Genomic DNA, 17612 nt, shown 5'->3' with positions numbered 1-17612 from the left:
GTTGCGGCGTGGTCTGGTTTTCGCCATAATAGTCTATTATTAATGAATGACAAAAAATAGGTGTAGTAGTGGATACAATAGAAAAAATTAAAAAACAAATTGCTGAAAATGCAATATTATTATACATGAAAGGCAGTCCCAAGATGCCGCAATGCGGTTTTTCCGCGCGTGCTGTGCAATGCATTGACGCCTGCGGCGTAGACTTTGCCTATGTGGATGTGCTTGCCAATCCTGACATTCGCCAGACGTTGCCGCAATATGCCGATTGGCCGACTTTTCCGCAATTATACGTGAAGGGCGAGCTTATTGGCGGCTCAGATATCATTGCCGAAATGTATGAGCAAGGCGAGTTAGAGGTATTGCTGCGAGAAGCAGCCACTGCTTAATTAAGTCTGGGCAAGCAAGTGAAATTAACCTTATTAATTTATGGGAGAACGGCATGAGTGTTTTAGTAGGGCGTAAGGCTCCTGATTTTACAGTTCCTGCGGTATTAGGCACTGGAGAAATCATTGAAAAATATAATTTGCACGAGGCACTGAAAGATAAATACGGTTTGATATTTTTCTATCCATTAGATTTTACGTTCGTGTGCCCTTCCGAATTGATTGCTCTCGATCATCGCATGAAAGAATTTATTGAGCGTGGCGTAGAGGTTATTGCTGTATCGATTGATTCGCAATTCACACATAATGCTTATCGCAATACTTCCGTTGAAGATGGTGGTATTGGCCCCGTGAAATATACTATGGCCGCCGACGTAACCCATTCAATTTGTCAATCCTACGGAGTTGAACATCCCGTAGCCGGCGTTGCTTTCCGCGGCGCTTTCGTGATTGATAAAAATGGCGTGGTCCGTTCGCAAATTGTGAATGATTTGCCAATTGGCCGTAATATTGATGAATTACTGCGCATTATTGACGCCGTGCAGTTCTTTGAAACCAATGGCGAAGTTTGCCCAGCAGGTTGGCAAAAAGGCAAGCCAGGAATGAAAGCCTCTCCACAAGGAGTCGCTGATTATCTTTCCGCCCATTCTGAATCATTGTGATTGTGTCGCAGTTAGCATAAAAATAATAAAAATTTCCCGGCAGCAGCCGGGAAATTTTTATCTGCAATAACCTAAGGAATAGGTTTAATTGTATGCAAATACTTACTACAGATATTATTTTTGTAGCAGGCGAGCTGGTTCTAATCTTATCTTTCCTATGCCGCGACATGCTGCTGTTGCGCATGATCAATGCTCTCGGACAAGTAATTTATATCACAGGAGCAATTATTGGCGGCCTCAATTCGCCTGGAATGAAAGTCATTCTTTTATTTGGCAGCATTATTATTTTGATTCATGTGAAAGAGAGTATTTACCTGATACGTGAGCGCAGTCCCATTTCTTTGCCAGCCGCAGTTAAACAAACGTATCAATCCCACTTTTATATGATGTCTGCCTATGATTTTTTAAAAATTTATAAATTAGGTAAACTCCAGTTTTTTAAAATGGATGACGTCATCGCCTGGCAAGGCACACCCCTTGTCAAACTTTGCTTTTTAAATACAGGCGAGGTGGAAATTATCAAAGACAACCGCGTGGTAGCGCATTTGCAGTCCGGTTTTTTCATTGGTGAAATGAGTTTCCTAAAAGGCGGTGTTGCCAATGCAACGGTAAGAGTGGCGACTGTAACTGCAGAGTGTTTAGAATGGGATAGGGAAGCGTTGAACAAATTAAAAAAACAAAACCACAATCTTTATGTTAAATTTGAACAAGCCATTGCATTTAACTTAATTCGGAAGTTGGATGAAGGGTCTGCTGTGGTAGGGAAATAATTTTTTCTCCCCAAAGATTCATCATCTTACAAAAAAGCTCGGCTGTCTTTTGTGCATCGTAAATCGCTGAATGCGCTTCGTTTACATCAAATGAAATGTGGGCAGCTTGCAACGCCTTGGCAAGTACCGTTTGGCCATAAATGAAACCAGCCAAAGTGGCTGTATCAAAGCAGGTAAAGGCGTGAAAAGGTGATGAAAGCCCGGTGCGGTTTATGGCTTCTTTTATAAACAGCAAATCAAACCAGGCATTATGTCCTACCAACACGGCACGCTGGCACTTATGTTTTTGCAATGCAACTTGTATAGGGGTGAATAAACGCTGTAACGCTATCTTTTCCTCTACGGCAAAACGCAAGGGCTGGAACGGATCAATACCGTTAAAAGCTAATGATTCAGCATCAAGTTCTGCATCTTCGAATGGTAGAACATGCTCAAAAAAATGAGTGGCAGGGAAAAATTTGCCTGCAGCATCCATTTCAATCAATACAATGCACACTTCTAACAAAGCATTTTTTTGCGGATTAATGCCTGCTGTTTCAACGTCTACCACAACAGGCAAAAAGCCGCGAAACCTTTCTCTGATGAGTTTAACAGGTATGGACTTATGCAAGCTCATGCACGCTCCAGTCAATTTGTTCTCCAGCTGCAACGGGAATCACGTAATCGTCGCCTAAGGGCAAACGTTCAGGAATAATTTGCGGTTTTTTAATTAATTCAAGTCGTCCTGAATTCAATGGCAATTGGTAAAAATTAGCACCGAAGTGACTCATGAATGCCTCAAGCTTATCCAATTTGCCCAAATCTGCAAACACTTGTGCATACAAGCTCACTGCATAAGGGGCAGAGTAAATACCGGCACACCCGCAAGCACTTTCTTTTAGTTTTTGCGGATGGGGTGCAGAGTCAGTGCCTGCAAAAAATTTAGGATTGCCGCTGGTGGCAGCTTTTTGCAGAGCTTTTTGATCTTGCTCATGCTTTAAAATGGGCAGGCAATAATAATGTGGCTTGATGCCTCCGGCGAGTAAATGGTTGCGGTTATATAATAAATGGTGCGGAGTTATGGTAGCAGCCACATTAGCAGGTGCCTGGCTTATAAATTCTACGGCCGCTGCAGTGGAAATGTGTTCCAATATCACGCGTAATTTAGGAAAAGCATGGATAATGGGTTTCAGACATTCATCCAAAAATGCAGCTTCCCGCTGGAAAATATCTCCTGAGGTAACTTCACCATGGATTTGCAAGGCAAAGTTATTAGCTTGCATGATTTCAAAAAAAGGATATAACGCTTCTAGCGAGCGGACACCTTGCTCTGAATTGGTTGTAGCTCCCGCAGGATACAGTTTTGCCCCCAATATATAAGGATATTGTGTTGCTTGCTGCAAATCTTCTATATTAACCGCTTCATTAAGATAAAAAGTCATGAAAGGGGAGAATTCTTGTCCTTTTTTTAGCGAAGCGAGAATGCGTTCCCTATAAGAAAGAAGATTGGCTAAAGAAGTTAAGGCGGGTTTTAAGTTAGGCATGACTAGAGCACGCGAAAAATGCCTGGCAGTTGCTGGCACGGTATTCACCAGCATATCCTCATCACGGAAATGAACATGCCAGTCATCGGGACGCGTAATGGCTACGGTTTGCACCATGATTCCTAACCTATAAATAAAAGCACATAGAATAACATCTTTTTTAAATTTATTAGATGGGTGAATAAATTGCCCAGACCAGTATGCATTTCCTCTGCTTTAACGCTTAAAACCTGAGAAGGCGTGTTACCGTGCAATTTAATTTCATCTGGTTAATTCAATGGAAGGATATTGACAGTGCCTGCACTTATCTAAATAATGGACAAATTATATCCCGCCGACTTATAAATTTCCAATTTGATTTTATTTGCTACATTATGCGGAGACAATGGATGCTCACTTTCAAAAAAACAATAATAACAATTATTTTTCTCGGCCATAGCACGGCAGCGCTTTATGCAGGCGATATGGGAACCTTGTGCACTATGGGGAATGTCACTATGCCTTGTGACCGCTCCGAATGGGATTTTGGCATACAAGCCTTATACTTAAAACCCAGTTATGGGAGCAATTTCCATCTAACTTCATTTGTTGATGCAGCAGGCGGTGTGCATTTAAATGAATTGGATCCCAAGTGGGCGTTTGGGTTTCGCGTTGAGGGTGCATATCGTTTCGGTTCAGGAAATGATTTGGGGGTAAACTGGACGCACTACAGCAGATCAACGACAGGGACTGTATTAAGCGGAACAGCGGCCTTGCCAGTTAATACCATGTTGCAATTAAAGCCAAAATTAGATGCAGTCAATGCCGAGTTTGGGCAGCAGCTTAATTTTGGCAAAGTGAATAACGTTCGTTTTCATGCCGGTGCGCAATATGCGCGCATTGCCACAGATTTTTATGGGAATATTGCGGGCTTTCCCATCCCTGCCGATGGCTTGCATACCAAATTTATAGGGGTCGGGCCACGCTTGGGTGGTGATTTTGTCTTTACTTTGGGCCATGGGTTGGGTGTGTATGCAAATGGCGCGGGTGCTGTTTTAACAGGCCGCCGCAGTTTTAATACCGTAACGAATGGCGTCATTGATACTCCCGGGGTAACAAATGGGTCTAAAATCACCATGGTCCCGGAATTGGAAGCCAAACTTGGCATAACTTATTCCTATGCTATGGCACAAAGTGATCTCACCCTGGATATTGGCTACATGTGGCAAAATTATTTTAACAGCCAGATATTTTTAACCATTAATGACATCGGCGGGGAAAGCGGTTTTGCATTACAAGGTCCATATATCGGCTTAAAATATTTAGGTTATGTATAAATTTATACCCAGAGTATAATTTTTTATTGAATTTCTTGAATTTCAGCTCATGTTGTATAACAATTTTAAACGTTGATTATTTGAATTATTGCTGTATTATCAATGAGACATGATGTTTAGTTTGTTAATCGCAAGCTATTGATTGTAATGTAGTGTCTTTGTCTAAATAGGAAACAATTGACTTGGAAAAAATAAGTTAATTTGTTGGAATATGGTTGACAATGGGAAATTGTCGCTGGATAATCGTCCCATGTACGTTTTCGGATTAGAGCGATGATGGCGTACTGTAGTCAATACAAAGTTGTGGCTTGACGAAAAAAACGGAAATTAATAATAAAAAAGTGGAGAAAAGTATGTTAAATCTGAAAAAAACAGCCGTAGCTGTTCTCGCTTTTGGTAGCAGTGCTGTATTTGCTGGTACCATGGGTCCTGTTTGCACCCCTGGTAATGTTACTGTTCCTTGTGAAAATACCGGCTGGGCAGTTGGCATCCAAGCACTGTACTTGAAACCTTCTTACAGCAATGACTTGGCTTGGTTAGGCGACGTTACTTCAGCTACAGGTACAACTGCAACATTGGTTGAAAACGATCCAGATTGGAGCTGGGGCTTCAAGCTTGAAGCTGCTTACCTGTTCGGCACAGGAAATGATCTGAACCTGAACTGGTACCACTTGGGTGGCAAGAGCACAACCACAACGTTTACCACAGATTCTGCATTGGTATTCGGTTCTGTTGACACCAACAGCGTTACCATTAAGCCAAGATGGGATGCTGTTAACTTAGAATTCGGTCAACACGTTGATTTCGGTGAGTTCAAAAACATCCGCTTCCATGGTGGTGTACAATATGCTCGCATCAATACACCAGTCACCAGCGTTACAACTTCAACAGCAGGTGGCGTTGTTACAGCTGTTGGTAACGAAGGCTACACAGCTCGTTACACCGGTTTCGGTCCTCGTGTAGGCGCTGACATGTCTTATGACTTGGGCAACGGCCTGGCCATGTACGGTAATGCCGCTACAGCAGTTCTGGCTGGAACCAGCAAGTTCAGCTCCGCTTCTGCTAGCACAGTAGTAGGATTGCCTACAACAACCTTCTCTGCTTCTGGCAGCAGAACAGCGATTGTTCCTGAAGTAGAAGCTAAGTTAGGCTTGATGTACACCTACGCTATGGCTCAAGGCGATCTGAGTCTGGACGTTGGTTACATGTGGGTTAACTACTTCAACGCTCTGCAAGCAGACAGCGTATTCGAAGCTGGCGATTCTGACTTCGGAGTTCAAGGACCTTACATCGGTCTGAAGTGGGTCGGCACTGTTGTCTAATCCGCTACAACCTGATTTACAAAACCCATCCCTTCGGTGATGGGTTTTTTTTTATCAAAATGGAGTAATCATGTTGAGAAAACTAACCTTAGCTCTCTTAGGTTTGACTGCCAGCAGTTTGGTCTCTGCAGGTACAGCCGGTTCAGTTGTGGGTTGTACAGCAGATAACGTAACCGTTCCTTGTCCCCTTGCAGGCTGGGATATAGGTATACAGGCGCTTTACTTAAAACCCATTCTCACTGGTGAAAGAGTTTATTTCCCCTTGGGAACTTCTTTTCGTGAAGCTGAGAACGATTGGGGTTGGGGATTTGCCTTAGAAGGTTCTTATCATTTTAATACCGGAAATAATCTCAATATCAGTTGGCTGCATTACGATGTAAGTACGGATGCAGGAGCTTTTACTGGGGGAACTCCTTTTGGAGTAGCCAATTATAACTTAAATATTCTAAACCGCTTTGATCAAGTCAATTTGGTCATGGGGCAACATGTCGATTTTGGACTTGTAAAAAATGCCCAATTTTACGGTGGCTTGCAGTATGCCAGCATCCGCAACGATCATAACCATGCTTACACTCTTCCAGCTGCTGCCATACCAGCAGGCGTTACCGCTATTAGCGAATTCAACCGTAGCGATTTTAACGGGGTGGGGCCGGTTATTGGTATTAATTATGCTTATGATGTAGCCTCCGGCTTTAGCCTTACAGCAAATACCGAAAGCTCAATTTTATATGGCACAACCCGGGTGGACAGGGGGCTTGTGTTTTCCCCTGGTAGTGTGGTGCCGGCGTCACGCTATGGCAGCCGCAAAACCGTGGTGCCGAGTGTTGAAGCAAAATTAGGCTTAAATTATGCCCACACTTTAGCCCAAGGTATGTTTAATTTATCGGGCGGTTATCAGATTGTTAATTACTTCAATGCCTTAACCATGACCTCGCTGGGAGGTGATACCCTGAACAGCGATTTCGGTCTTTATGGTCCATATTTAGGGATAAATTGGCTCGGCAATATTTAATTTTTTAGCTGTAAGTTAATTGATATTTAAAATTAACTTACAGCTTTAAGCTCTTTAATAGTTCTCCTTCCCATAAATATCACTTTGTCAAATTTATTGCTAGTCAGTTTTTTATACGCACGTTATAATCGCCGCGAAGTAAAAAAAATAAACAGGAGTACCCGCACGTGAAACACAAAGCTTTTATTGTGCTCATGGCTATTTGCTCTTTTCAGGCTAGCGGCGCCAACGAGAATGAGCAACTACAGCGTGAAGTGCAACGCTTACAGCAGCAAACGCAAGTTCTACAATCGCAGTTGCATCGATTAGAAAATCAATTGGCTGCCAAGAAAAGTGATTCAGCAAAGAATGCTAAGGCAAAAGCTGCACCAAGCCAAAAGAATCCACCAGCAAGCACATCCACGACATCGGAAGAAACAAAGGCATTCCATGCTGCGCAAGTGACAGTACATGCTCTTGATGAACATCCGGAATCGCTCGGTTTTTATCCGGCGGCTTTAATTGCCAATGAACAAGTTATCACTTACATTGCGGGAACCCCTGTAGTGGCTTCTCCCTATTTAGGTAGCCGCCCTGCATTTGACGGTTCCGATTACATCGTCAACATTTCAAGTATTAACCGTGATATTCGTTTAATGCAGCAAAGGCGACGTTTGTTCAGAGCTTACCGTTCTGTTGGTTATCCTGTGCCGAATGTGCCAATTATCGCATTAAGCGGTAAAGTCGAACCTATAGGCGTCATAGGAAAAACTTATTTTGATGAAACGACTACGGATATTTCTTTAGGATCCGGTGAGTTGGACATTGCCGCAGCACTTAATGAAAAAGTGGAAGCCTACTTAGGGTTGGCTTATGATGATTCTCCGCCTATAAACAGTGGGCAGCGTGTTGAAAATTCTGCATTGTTTTTAAACATGGGGTTTATCAACATCGGTAATCTGGATGAATCTCCATTTTACTTCACCGCAGGCCAATTATTCGTGCCATTCGGACGTTATTCTTCTGCAATGATCAGTTCCCCGTTGCCTTTACAAATGTCGCGCACCATGTCAAGGCCATTTATCCTTGGCTATAAATCCCAACAAGATACAGGGCCTTTTGCAGCTGTATATGCGTTTAAAAGCGATACTACCTTGGGGAATTCTGGTGTAGGGGGAGTCAATTTAGGGTATGTGTTTGGCCATAACGAGACGCATGGAGAAATAGGGGCAAGCTTCATCAGCTCCATCACTAATGCTACAGGCATGCAATATACAGGCTCTGTACCCGGCACCACATCAGGTACTTCAACCGGTGGTACGTTTGGTGGTTTTGCATCTTATACCAATGGTAATGAGGCAGTACGCAGCGTGCCTGCGCTCGGCGTGCACGGGAATATTAATTTTGATCGCTTTAACCTGGCAGCAGAATGGGTAGGCACAACGGAATCATTCCGTGCACAAGATTTAAGCTTTAATGGCAAAGGCGCTCGTCCGCAAGCCGCACAATTTGAGGCGGGAATGACATTTATGGCTTTTGAGAAACCTGCTTCTGTGGCTTTGGGGTATCAACTTTCCCGCGATGCATTAGCCTTAAATTTACCAGCACAACGCATTAGCGGCGTGTTTAATATTTCTTTATGGAAGGATACGGTAGAAAGCCTTGAATTCCGTCATGATATTGACTATAAAAACAGCCAATATGCAAATGGTGCTGCACCCACAGGCCTTAGCAATGTCAATACTGTAGGCACTGGTAAATCCGCCAATACCTTGTTGGCCCAGATTGGTGTGTATTTCTGATTCATTTTCCTGCTGACACATTGTTATAAGCCATGCAAGTTTTCCATGCATGGCTTTTATGCATGGGTAACCGAACTGCATAAATGTGCTATCTTTTAGAAGTGGATAAAATATTAACAGGATGTTATGTACCGCAGCGCTTCAAATAAAACAATCTTCCTGGCAATGGCTTTGCTATGGATCTCACTCACTTCTGCTGCCCAAGCTTCCCGCATTATTGAATTATCCATCCAAGGCGGGATTGGTCCAGCTACCGCAGATTATTTATTAAGAGGCATCGAAAAAGGGCAAAATGCCGAGCTCATCCTCATACAAATTGATACTCCTGGCGGGCTAGATAAGTCCATGCGCCAAATCGTCCAGGCGATTTTAATGTCTGATACGCCGGTGGTAATTTACGTCGCACCTAATGGCGCACGGGCAGCAAGTGCAGGTACTTTTTTATTATATGCAAGCACCATAGCGGTAATGGCACCCGGGACGCACTTAGGCGCTGCAAGCCCTGTCAGTTTGACAGGAGATGCGCCGGAAAATGATGAACGCGGCAAGCCGCAGGGAAATATGGCCAAGAAAACTACGAATGATGCGATTGCATACATTCGTTCCCTCGCACAATTACGCGGGCGTGATGTCAGTTTTGCAGAAAAAGCGGTGATGAATGCTGCCACTTTAACCGCACCAGAGGCGTTAAAATCGGGAGTCATCAATCTAATTGCTAAAAATAAAGAAGATTTATTCCGGCAGCTTGATGGCATGACGGTGGTGCAAAATGATCGGGAAATTAAATTAAATGTAAAAAATTATACCATCGCCACTATCCAGCCTGATTGGCGCATGCGTTTGCTCCTCATTATTACTGATCCAACCCTGGCTTATTTATTATTGCTCTTGGGTATTTACGGTATTTTTTTCGAATTGATGAATCCAGGATTTGTAGCACCAGGCGTAATTGGCGCTTTGGCCATGGTGCTCGCTTTATATGCCTTGCAATTGTTACCAATCAATTATGCAGGGTTGGTACTGATTTTATTGGGAATAATGTTCATTATTGGCGAAGCATTTTCTCCAAGTTTTGGTGCCTTGGGTTTGGGTGGCACGGCGGCATTTGTGCTCGGTTCCATTTTTTTAATCGATACGGAGCAAAACCATTATCAAATAGCGTGGTCGGCCATCATAGCCATGGCGGCGGTCAATATCATTTTTTTCCTGGTGGTTACCGGTATGGCGGTCAGATCGCGGAGAAAGCCTGTGCAACATGGTGTAGTCGCTTTAGTCGGGGCTACAGGGAAAACGATAAGTACTGTCGCACCGGAAGGACAAGCGCTAATTGGCGGGGAGATTTGGCACGTATCTGCAAAACAGCCAATTGCTGCACATAAAACAATTAAGGTAGTGGCCGCGCTTGGTTTAAAGTTGCAAGTAGAAGAAATACAAGGAGAGTCATGATGACAACTTTTATAGGTTTTTTTGTATTTATCTTATTTTTATTGTGGGTATCGATGGTTCGTGTCTTGCGTGAATATGAGCGTGGGGTGGTATTTATGCTTGGGCGATTTTGGCGGGTGAAAGGCCCTGGTTTGGTCATTTTAATTCCAGCTTTACAACAAATGGTGCGGGTTGACCTGCGCACGGTGGTGATGGATGTGCCCAGTCAGGATGTTATTTCACGCGATAACGTATCCGTACGCGTTAATGCCGTGGTGTATTTCCGGGTTGTGGAGCCTGAAAAGGCAATCATTCAAGTGGAAAATTATTTTGAGGCGACCAGTCAATTGGCGCAAACGACGTTGCGTTCGGTATTGGGTCAACACGAATTGGATGAAATGTTGGCAGAGCGTGAGCGTTTAAACAGCGATGTGCAAAAAATATTGGATGCACAAACGGATAGTTGGGGTATAAAAGTATCAAATGTTGAAATCAAACACGTCGATTTGGATGAAAGTATGATCCGGGCAATTGCAAAACAAGCTGAGGCAGAACGCGACCGCAGGGCAAAGGTAATTCATGCTGAGGGAGAATTGCAAGCTTCGGAAAAGCTGTTACAAGCCGCAGAAGTTTTGGCCAGAGCACCGCAAGCGATGCAGCTTCGTTATTTGCAAACGTTAACCGGGATTGCTACGGGCGGCCATGCCTCTACCATTGTATTTCCCGTCCCAATGGAATTAGGGGAATTATTGCATAAATTCACGACGAAGTAGCCACTTTCATTCAGGTATTGAATGTGATAAAAGGTTGTTTCAGTTCGTTCCCTGAGGTAGATATGTCTATTAAATCCGATCATTGGATAGAAATGATGGCGTTGGAACATGGGATGATTTCACCATTTCAACGCGGGCAGGTACGCAACAGCGACAAGGGCCCGATTATTTCTTATGGTGTTTCCAGTTATGGCTATGATGTCCGCTGTGCCAATGAATTCAAGATTTTTACCAATATTAATTCGGCAATCGTTGATCCAAAGTCATTTGATGCCAACAGCTTCGTTAATGTAGAATCTGACGTTTGCATTATTCCACCTAATTCCTTTGCCTTGGCGAGAACCGTGGAATATTTTCGCATTCCGCGCAATATTTTAACCATTTGTCTTGGCAAGTCCACCTATGCACGCTGCGGCATCATCGTCAATGTCACGCCTCTGGAGCCGGAATGGGAAGGCCATGTAACTTTAGAATTTTCCAACACAACACCCCTGCCGGCAAAAATTTATGCAAATGAGGGAGTGGCGCAGATGATTTTTTTAGAAGCCAATGAAGTTTGTGAAGTATCTTATAAAGATCGCAGTGGTAAATATCAGGGACAAAAAGGGGTTACATTGCCACGCACTTAATATAATCACTCTTTGCTGATTGGGCGATGATGCCGGGAAGCATCCACCCGTTCGCGCAAGGCTTTTCCAGGTTTAAAATGCGGGCTGTATTTGGCTTCCGTGACCACTTTTTCGCCGGTTTTAGGATTATGAGCATTGCGAGGCGGGCGATAATGTAAAGAAAAGCTGCCAAAGCCACGAATTTCAATACGCTTGCCTTCAATAAGCGCATCGCTCATTAATTCTAAAATTTGGTTAACACTCTGTGTGACTTGCTTTTCTGGCAGATGTGTCATTTTTGCAGCAAGGTTTGCAATGAGTTCTGATTTAATCATATCCCACCTCAGTTGGCCGCTGATTCCAAACACCTTCGTCTCAACTTGAAGCTTGAGCATTTACATGGCTCAACGCATCAAGAACACATCTGAGTCTTGGTCGTGTTTTTAATATATGCTATTAGTATAGACTGCCAAGGGAATTATTCAATGTTATCAATGCGATGATTGGCAGGATTTAGCTGCAGCAAGTTCTTCCGCTGCTGGATATAGGCAGTCACCAAGCCCCAGCTCATGGTTACCGTCGTGGTTTTAGTCATGACAAAAGCATCCGTCAGCAGTTTTTTGCCAATGGTAATCACGGTAGGGCAAGCTGTTCTTGCCAAACGCTGATTCAACATTACCCATGTTTCGCCAATGAAAGCTACGGCATTGATAAAAATAAGCGTGGCATCCGCAAAATCTTCATGTAAAAAATTATTATTTATGAAAAAAATTTTTTCTGCTTGCCGTGCATATTCGGGAAGGGATTGTAAACGTTTGCATTGTTTTACCGCCGTTTTATGCAAGAGAGTAAATAATTCAATCCCTATACTTTTTTGCACATCAAATACCATCGCACAGGCTAACACAGCTTTACCAGTACCGCTGCCAAGATCATAAAATACAGTGTCTTTTTTAGGATTTGCCAGCGAAAGCAAGGCAATGAATGATACAAAATCAATTTCGCCATAAAGATATTCAATAGCATCTTGGTGCTGTCGTGCCGTCTGCGATAAGGTAAAGCCATTTACCCCGCAATAAATTTGCTTAAAGCATGCTTCGTGTTTTTTTAATTGCAAAATTTTATACCAGCGTTTTACCTTATTCTTTTTACGAAGGGAAAAAACATAGAAGGCGAGAATGCTCGCCAGAGAAATTACCACGAATATTAGCAGCATGAAACAGGATGCCTTAAGTTAACTTTTCTGATAAGCCTGTTCCCCTAAAATTTTTGTTCTTTCCTGGTATGATAATTTAGACCAGGCATTAATCAACATTCTGCCGGCATTGCGTTCATTCATGGCATTTTGGTGAATTTCCCAAGGATATTCATCGTTTATATACAAACTAATAAAAAATGAAGACACGATGGTAGTTAAAAAGGCCAGGAAGATCGTGCGCCACTGAAACCTGTGCAGTAATCTGCCGCTCTTGATAATTGCATTTTGCGCGGCTCTATCCACTTGCTCGCAACTCTCATTGGCGATTCGATAAAAGTGTTGTACATCATAATGAGCCAATTGGGTGTCAATGCGCTCGAGCGCATTGTCCGTATGTGCATTGATTTGTTCAGCCATTTGTTTGCTATGTTGTATAAAAGCCATGTGCGCAGCAGCAATTTTTTGCAAAAAGTCTTCTTCAATTTTTTGCATGGAATGCATGCGTTCTTCACCTAGGGTTAAGGTTTGCTCCATTAAAAGACGCAGGCGGGCGAGGCCCGCTTGCGAAAGTGTTTCTTGAAAAGCATTCAGTTCGGTTTGCAGGGTATGCACTTGTTGTTGGAATTGCTGCTGCTGATTGGCTGCGCGTGTTTCCATATCTTGACGCCACTCCAGCATTTTCGCTTCGGCAAGTTCAAAATAAGCAATAAATTCTCCGGTCCGTCTTAATAATTCCCTGAGCTTGATAAGATCTTGCTCTCCAATATGCTCCATTTTGATCTCCTTATGCTCTGCTGCGAAAGAAGTTACAGATGCACCAAAGACTGAAAATCCAGGTGAATGCGTATGGTGCGCTTGGCAAAAAAACGTGCGCGTCAGCTACTCTTATTATACTGCTTTTCCTGGATACGTGGCGAGGAATCAACGCGGCGTGCAGGAAGGGTGTTTTACTCCTAAAACGCATTCTCTGCTGAATATTGCAGCTTATGCTAATCTTTTTAATAAATTTTGTTGTGAATTTTCCATGCACATCCTGCTCGTCATCAAACAAGTTATCATTACAAGTTGTATGATTTTAGGCTTGAGCTTGCTTTTTTTGTACTTGTGGCAACGCCATTTAATTTATCTGCCGGCACGCACCAAGCCACATCCGCAAGATTTTCGCGCGCAAGACATGCATGTCGTGACTTTAAAAACAGAAGACGGTTTGTTTTTGCAATCTTGGTATAAACCTGCGCCACGAAATAACCCGACGATTTTATATTTTCATGGCAATGCAGGACATATTGGTTATCGCATGCCCCTGGTTCGCCAATTTATTAGCGCAGGTTTTGGGGTGTTATTACTGGAATACCGAGGTTATGGCGGCAATGCCGGAACTCTATCAGAAAACAATTTATATAAAGATGGCCGGGCGGGAGTAAAATTTTTACTGCAAGAAAAAATACCTTTAAGCCGAATTGTATTCTATGGAGAGTCATTGGGCAGCGGTGTAGCTGTGCAAATGGCTGTTGAATATCACGTTTGTGCTTTGCTGTTGCAATCACCATTTACTTCACTGTCCGATGTGGCACGGCATCATTATCCATGGTTTCCTATCAAATTATGGGATCGCTTTGAATCACTGCAAAAGATTAAAAACTTGCATATGCCGTTATTAATTTTACATGGTAAACAGGATCAAATTGTGCCATTCATGCAGGCAAAATCTTTGTTTAAGGCTGCCAACCAACCCAAACATCTGGCCGCTTTCAAGCACCGTGGCCATAATGATTTATGGGGTGCTAACACGTTTGCTGCAACCATTATTGATTTTATACGCACACATTGTTGCTAAGGTATTCACATGCATGGAAATTTCATCACTGCAATGTAAAGAAGATATTAATATTTCCTTAATATTTATTGATTAAAATGAAATTATCCGTTTAAACCTTGAGAAGAATGCCATGGCTACACCGCAACACATCGCAGGACAAGGATTTTTCCAACCGGTCAAATCTTCCGAACAAACTGCTGTTCGTAAAGAGTATGTGAATGTAGGCGGGAATGGTGATTGTGGGTTGCGTGCGGTAATGGCATGTGTCTTGGATAATTTTTTAAGCAACAAACGCTTTAAAATGAATGCGTTTAATGAATTTCTTTCCCAACATTTTATTTATTTCCCGCAACATAAGCCTTCTCTTGCCGGCTTGGTTACCGGTTCTGAACGACTGCAGCAAGTGATAAAACAAGTGGGCATGCCAGAATTGCTCCCTGCTATGGCTTACACGCTGCGTCAAATGATGGTAAAAGAAATCATGGCAAACCCGGAAAAATACCGCGGTGCATTCGTGCGCATCCCTGATGGGGCGTATGTGGATGCAGATACCTCTCCTGTGAAAATGCGCCAGCCTTCCACCTATGTAGATGAGACAGGAATTGCCGCGATTGCTCAAGTTTTGGATATTCCCGTCAAGGTTAATGTCGTTGCCGATGGAAAGGAATTGCCCATGAAGTTACGTTATAACGAAACTTCGGTAAATCCTGAAGCCATTATACAATTGGATAGTCAACACAAACATTACATGCCAATGGTGATGGAAAAACAGCGTTTTGCTTCCGTCTTGCATTCTGCACGTGTCATAAAGCCGGTAGAACAGGAAGCTGAAGATTTACCCATGCCGGAAATTATGGCAAGAATTGAGGCAGAGGATAAACGCTTGCTGGAAGAATACGATTCTATGGTTCACCGTTTGCAAGCTATGGTGGCCGCGAAAGAATTGACCAAGCAGGATTTACTGCAAATTTATGTGAAAAGCATGCCTAGCAGTGATTATTTACGTGGCCGTATCCAGCATGTGGGTACTGAACACGGCCATGCACACTTTTTTGACGCTATTACGCAGGCGCATGCAACTAATGCCGCAAAACCCATTGTTTTGCCTGAAAGTAATGAGCAGCAAATTGTCAACGAACTCATCCATGCCCTTGCCAGGGCTTACACGATAAACCATATTTCCAAGAATGTATTTTCTGCTCAACTTGAAAATACACAGCCAAGCGCTCGTATTTAATTGCAAGGCTTCCTAGAGGAAGCCTTGGCTTTTCATCCATTCATCATGAGCAAATTTAGACATGTAGTTGCGGATGGAATCTGGCAAGATAACCAAGCATTTCTGCCCAGCTTCCAAGGTTTGGGCAGCTTGCAGTGCTGCCCACATGGCAGCGCCGCTGGAGCCGCCTACTAATAATCCTTCTTCCTGAATCAAACGTCGGGCCATATGGAAAGAATCGCTATCGTTTGTTTTAATGTACTGATTCACTAACGTGTTATCCAAAACTTCAGGGAAGAAATCATAGCCAATTCCCTCGACTTCATAAGTTTTAACTTCATCGCCGCCACCCAGGATGGAACCTATCGGATCGGCACCCACAATTTGTATGGAATGTTTATGTTCTTTTAAACGCCGGGCGAGTCCCGTGATTGTGCCGCCTGTACCGACGCCTGCCACGACCATGTGCAAGTCATAGCCGAAATCATCAATGATTTCTTGCGCAGTCCCGTAATAATGTGCATTCGGATTATCCGGATTGGCATATTGATCCAAAATGTGTGAATTCGGGATTTCCTGATGCAATTGTTGGGCAAGGGAAATATGGCTGTCTGCATCGTTCCATGCTGCTTCGGTGCGTGTACGGTAAATGGTGGCACCCAGGCGCTCCAAAATGGATTGTTTTTCCTGGCTCATTTTATTAGGCATGGTAATTATGACTTTATAGCCTAAAACCGCGCCTGCCAAGGCAATACCAATCCCGGTATTTCCCGAGGTAGGCTCAATCAACGTATCGCCAGGTCTAATGCGACCGCTTTCTTGAGCATGCTTGACCATGGCATAGCCGATTCGGTCTTTTACCGAACCACCTGGATTTAAAAACTCGCATTTTGCGTATAACTCGCAATTTAGTTCTTTGCCAACACGGTTGATTTTTACTACAGGAGTACGGCCAATGGCGCCCAAGATATTAGGATAAATCATAGCTGTCCTTAATGTCGTATCTAATCGTTAGAGAAATGATTCCATATCCAATTTAAATCCGAGCTTTTTTCTAAGCAATAGCTTCTCCAAAATAAAAGAAAATTTGGGGCTTGGATAAATTATGGGTAAACTATTTTTTTCCCGATTGAGTGTGTGCAATGAATGAGTTAAAAGCCAAGGCGGCCAAAGCGGCATTAGCTTATGTTGATGACAATATGATAGTGGGCGTTGGAACCGGCTCTACAGTGAATTATTTCATTGAAGAGTTGGGTAAGATAAAACATAGGATTGATGCTTGTGTTGCCAGCTCAAAAGATACGGAAACACGGTTGCGCGCTTTAAATATTCCCGTCATTGATTTAAATGTGGCGGATGAAGTGGCAGTGTATATTGATGGGGCTGATGAAGTTACTGTCAGAAAGGAAATGATAAAAGGCGGTGGTGGCGCTTTAACACGGGAAAAAATCATTGCCACCGTAGCCAAGCAATTTATTTGTATTGTGGATGAAGGCAAGCTGGTGCGGCATTTGGGGTTTTTTCCTTTAGCAGTGGAAGTAATCCCCATGGCCCGCAGTTTCGTGGCACGGGAAATTGTAAAGCTGGGCGGCGACCCGCAATATCGCGAAGGATTTGTAACCGATAACGGGAATATTATTCTTGATGTTTTTAATTTGACCATGGAGCAGCCCCAAGCCTTGGAAACGGCGCTTAAAATTATCCCAGGCGTGGTAGAGACTGGCTTATTTGCCAAGCGGTTGGCAGATAAGGTGCTCATAGGCAAACAAGAGACGGTTGAGACTTTGTAGCTATTAAGACTGCA

At 43.3% G+C, this 17612-nt stretch carries 19 protein-coding genes; 13 read left to right on the top strand and 6 right to left on the bottom strand.

From position 1 onward, the window contains the following. Positions 1-68 precede the first annotated feature (68 nt). The 3 genes from grxD to NKV53_RS10620 all read left to right on the top strand — a co-directional run bounded on the left by grxD (position 69) and on the right by NKV53_RS10620 (position 1815). Entirely contained in the window at positions 69-386 is a 318-nt protein-coding gene (gene grxD, locus NKV53_RS10630) for a Grx4 family monothiol glutaredoxin (protein ID WP_126953197.1), read from the top strand. Between the two features lie 53 nt (positions 387-439). Then, positions 440-1045 carry a peroxiredoxin gene (locus tag NKV53_RS10625; protein WP_126953196.1) on the top strand — a complete coding sequence of 202 codons (606 nt, stop codon included), beginning with the start codon at positions 440-442 and terminating at the stop codon, positions 1043-1045. A gap of 92 nt (positions 1046-1137) precedes the next feature. Further along, a complete protein-coding gene (locus NKV53_RS10620) occupies positions 1138-1815 on the top strand; it encodes a cyclic nucleotide-binding domain-containing protein (RefSeq protein WP_253351100.1) in 678 nt (225 codons plus the stop codon). On the opposite strand, the gene rnt is transcribed toward NKV53_RS10620, so the two are convergent. Then, complete coding sequence (gene rnt, locus NKV53_RS10615) at positions 1766-2431, bottom strand: ribonuclease T (protein WP_127057070.1); 666 nt, start codon at positions 2429-2431, stop codon at positions 1766-1768. The genes NKV53_RS10620 and rnt overlap by 50 nt on opposite strands. After that, a complete protein-coding gene (pyrC, locus tag NKV53_RS10610) occupies positions 2418-3452 on the bottom strand; it encodes a dihydroorotase (RefSeq protein ID WP_199740767.1) in 1035 nt (344 codons plus the stop codon). Before pyrC ends, rnt begins: the two co-directional genes overlap by 14 nt. Before the next feature lie 275 nt (positions 3453-3727). Here pyrC and NKV53_RS10605 point away from each other — a divergent pair, with 275 nt between their 5' ends. The 7 genes from NKV53_RS10605 (at position 3728) to dcd (ending at position 11596) form a co-directional block, all read left to right on the top strand. Then, positions 3728-4654, top strand: coding sequence for an Lpg1974 family pore-forming outer membrane protein (locus tag NKV53_RS10605; RefSeq protein ID WP_158616416.1), 927 nt, complete (start codon positions 3728-3730; stop codon positions 4652-4654). A gap of 353 nt (positions 4655-5007) precedes the next feature. Then, entirely contained in the window at positions 5008-5976 is a 969-nt protein-coding gene (locus tag NKV53_RS10600; protein ID WP_126953334.1) for an Lpg1974 family pore-forming outer membrane protein, read from the top strand. A gap of 70 nt (positions 5977-6046) precedes the next feature. Continuing rightward, complete coding sequence (locus tag NKV53_RS10595) at positions 6047-6988, top strand: Lpg1974 family pore-forming outer membrane protein (protein ID WP_126953191.1); 942 nt, start codon at positions 6047-6049, stop codon at positions 6986-6988. Between the two features lie 167 nt (positions 6989-7155). After that, positions 7156-8769, top strand: a complete 1614-nt coding sequence (locus NKV53_RS10590) for an LbtU family siderophore porin (protein WP_371923196.1) — start codon at positions 7156-7158, stop codon at positions 8767-8769. Positions 8770-8895: 126 nt separating this feature from the next. Beyond that, on the top strand, positions 8896-10215 hold the full coding sequence (locus NKV53_RS10585; RefSeq protein ID WP_233579532.1) for a nodulation protein NfeD: 1320 nt from the start codon (positions 8896-8898) through the stop codon (positions 10213-10215). Beyond that, positions 10212-10967, top strand: a complete 756-nt coding sequence (locus NKV53_RS10580; protein ID WP_371923195.1) for a slipin family protein — start codon at positions 10212-10214, stop codon at positions 10965-10967. The genes NKV53_RS10585 and NKV53_RS10580 overlap by 4 nt, the downstream gene beginning before the upstream one ends. A gap of 62 nt (positions 10968-11029) precedes the next feature. Further along, on the top strand, positions 11030-11596 hold the full coding sequence (gene dcd / locus NKV53_RS10575) for a dCTP deaminase (protein WP_126953190.1): 567 nt from the start codon (positions 11030-11032) through the stop codon (positions 11594-11596). Between the two features lie 5 nt (positions 11597-11601). Here the strand turns inward: dcd and NKV53_RS10570 are convergent, their stop codons facing one another. The 3 genes from NKV53_RS10570 to NKV53_RS10560 form a co-directional block, all read right to left on the bottom strand. Next, complete coding sequence (locus tag NKV53_RS10570; RefSeq protein ID WP_126953189.1) at positions 11602-11910, bottom strand: integration host factor subunit beta; 309 nt, start codon at positions 11908-11910, stop codon at positions 11602-11604. A 143-nt stretch (positions 11911-12053) separates the two neighbouring features. Then, complete coding sequence (locus NKV53_RS10565; RefSeq protein ID WP_126953188.1) at positions 12054-12791, bottom strand: hypothetical protein; 738 nt, start codon at positions 12789-12791, stop codon at positions 12054-12056. A gap of 18 nt (positions 12792-12809) precedes the next feature. Then, positions 12810-13547, bottom strand: coding sequence for a hypothetical protein (locus NKV53_RS10560; protein WP_126953187.1), 738 nt, complete (start codon positions 13545-13547; stop codon positions 12810-12812). Between the two features lie 94 nt (positions 13548-13641). Here NKV53_RS10560 and NKV53_RS10555 point away from each other — a divergent pair, with 94 nt between their 5' ends. Beyond that, positions 13642-14610, top strand: a complete 969-nt coding sequence (locus NKV53_RS10555; RefSeq protein ID WP_371923194.1) for an alpha/beta hydrolase — start codon at positions 13642-13644, stop codon at positions 14608-14610. Between the two features lie 112 nt (positions 14611-14722). Next, entirely contained in the window at positions 14723-15829 is a 1107-nt protein-coding gene (locus NKV53_RS10550; RefSeq protein WP_253351098.1) for an OTU domain-containing protein, read from the top strand. Between the two features lie 12 nt (positions 15830-15841). Here the strand turns inward: NKV53_RS10550 and NKV53_RS10545 are convergent, their stop codons facing one another. Further along, positions 15842-16792 (bottom strand): pyridoxal-phosphate dependent enzyme, encoded by a 951-nt coding sequence (locus NKV53_RS10545; RefSeq protein WP_253351097.1) that lies wholly within the window; start codon positions 16790-16792, stop codon positions 15842-15844. A gap of 158 nt (positions 16793-16950) precedes the next feature. Between NKV53_RS10545 and rpiA the strand changes: the two genes are divergently transcribed. Next, positions 16951-17598, top strand: coding sequence for a ribose-5-phosphate isomerase RpiA (rpiA, locus tag NKV53_RS10540; RefSeq protein ID WP_127032292.1), 648 nt, complete (start codon positions 16951-16953; stop codon positions 17596-17598). Positions 17599-17612 lie beyond the last annotated feature (14 nt).

It is taken from the genome of Legionella sp. 27cVA30 (assembly GCF_024160945.1).
In the GTDB taxonomy this organism is placed as follows: domain Bacteria; phylum Pseudomonadota; class Gammaproteobacteria; order Legionellales; family Legionellaceae; genus Legionella_A; species Legionella_A septentrionalis.
This window is presented reverse-complemented; position numbering and strand designations above follow the sequence as displayed.

Bases quoted from the DNA above. Each gene is read 5' to 3' on its own strand.
- NKV53_RS10625 (WP_126953196.1), top strand. From the start codon at position 440: ATGAGTGTTTTAGTAGGGCGTAAGGCTCCTGATTTTACAGTTCCTGCG.
- NKV53_RS10620 (WP_253351100.1), top strand. From the start codon at position 1,138: ATGCAAATACTTACTACAGATATTATTTTTGTAGCAGGCGAGCTGGTT.
- rnt (WP_127057070.1), bottom strand. From the start codon at position 2,431: ATGAGCTTGCATAAGTCCATACCTGTTAAACTCATCAGAGAAAGGTTT.
- NKV53_RS10605 (WP_158616416.1), top strand. From the start codon at position 3,728: ATGCTCACTTTCAAAAAAACAATAATAACAATTATTTTTCTCGGCCAT.
- NKV53_RS10600 (WP_126953334.1), top strand. From the start codon at position 5,008: ATGTTAAATCTGAAAAAAACAGCCGTAGCTGTTCTCGCTTTTGGTAGC.
- NKV53_RS10595 (WP_126953191.1), top strand. From the start codon at position 6,047: ATGTTGAGAAAACTAACCTTAGCTCTCTTAGGTTTGACTGCCAGCAGT.
- NKV53_RS10585 (WP_233579532.1), top strand. From the start codon at position 8,896: ATGTACCGCAGCGCTTCAAATAAAACAATCTTCCTGGCAATGGCTTTG.
- NKV53_RS10580 (WP_371923195.1), top strand. From the start codon at position 10,212: ATGATGACAACTTTTATAGGTTTTTTTGTATTTATCTTATTTTTATTG.
- dcd (WP_126953190.1), top strand. From the start codon at position 11,030: ATGTCTATTAAATCCGATCATTGGATAGAAATGATGGCGTTGGAACAT.
- NKV53_RS10570 (WP_126953189.1), bottom strand. From the start codon at position 11,910: ATGATTAAATCAGAACTCATTGCAAACCTTGCTGCAAAAATGACACAT.
- NKV53_RS10565 (WP_126953188.1), bottom strand. From the start codon at position 12,791: ATGCTGCTAATATTCGTGGTAATTTCTCTGGCGAGCATTCTCGCCTTC.
- NKV53_RS10560 (WP_126953187.1), bottom strand. From the start codon at position 13,547: ATGGAGCATATTGGAGAGCAAGATCTTATCAAGCTCAGGGAATTATTA.
- NKV53_RS10550 (WP_253351098.1), top strand. From the start codon at position 14,723: ATGGCTACACCGCAACACATCGCAGGACAAGGATTTTTCCAACCGGTC.
- NKV53_RS10545 (WP_253351097.1), bottom strand. From the start codon at position 16,792: ATGATTTATCCTAATATCTTGGGCGCCATTGGCCGTACTCCTGTAGTA.
- rpiA (WP_127032292.1), top strand. From the start codon at position 16,951: ATGAATGAGTTAAAAGCCAAGGCGGCCAAAGCGGCATTAGCTTATGTT.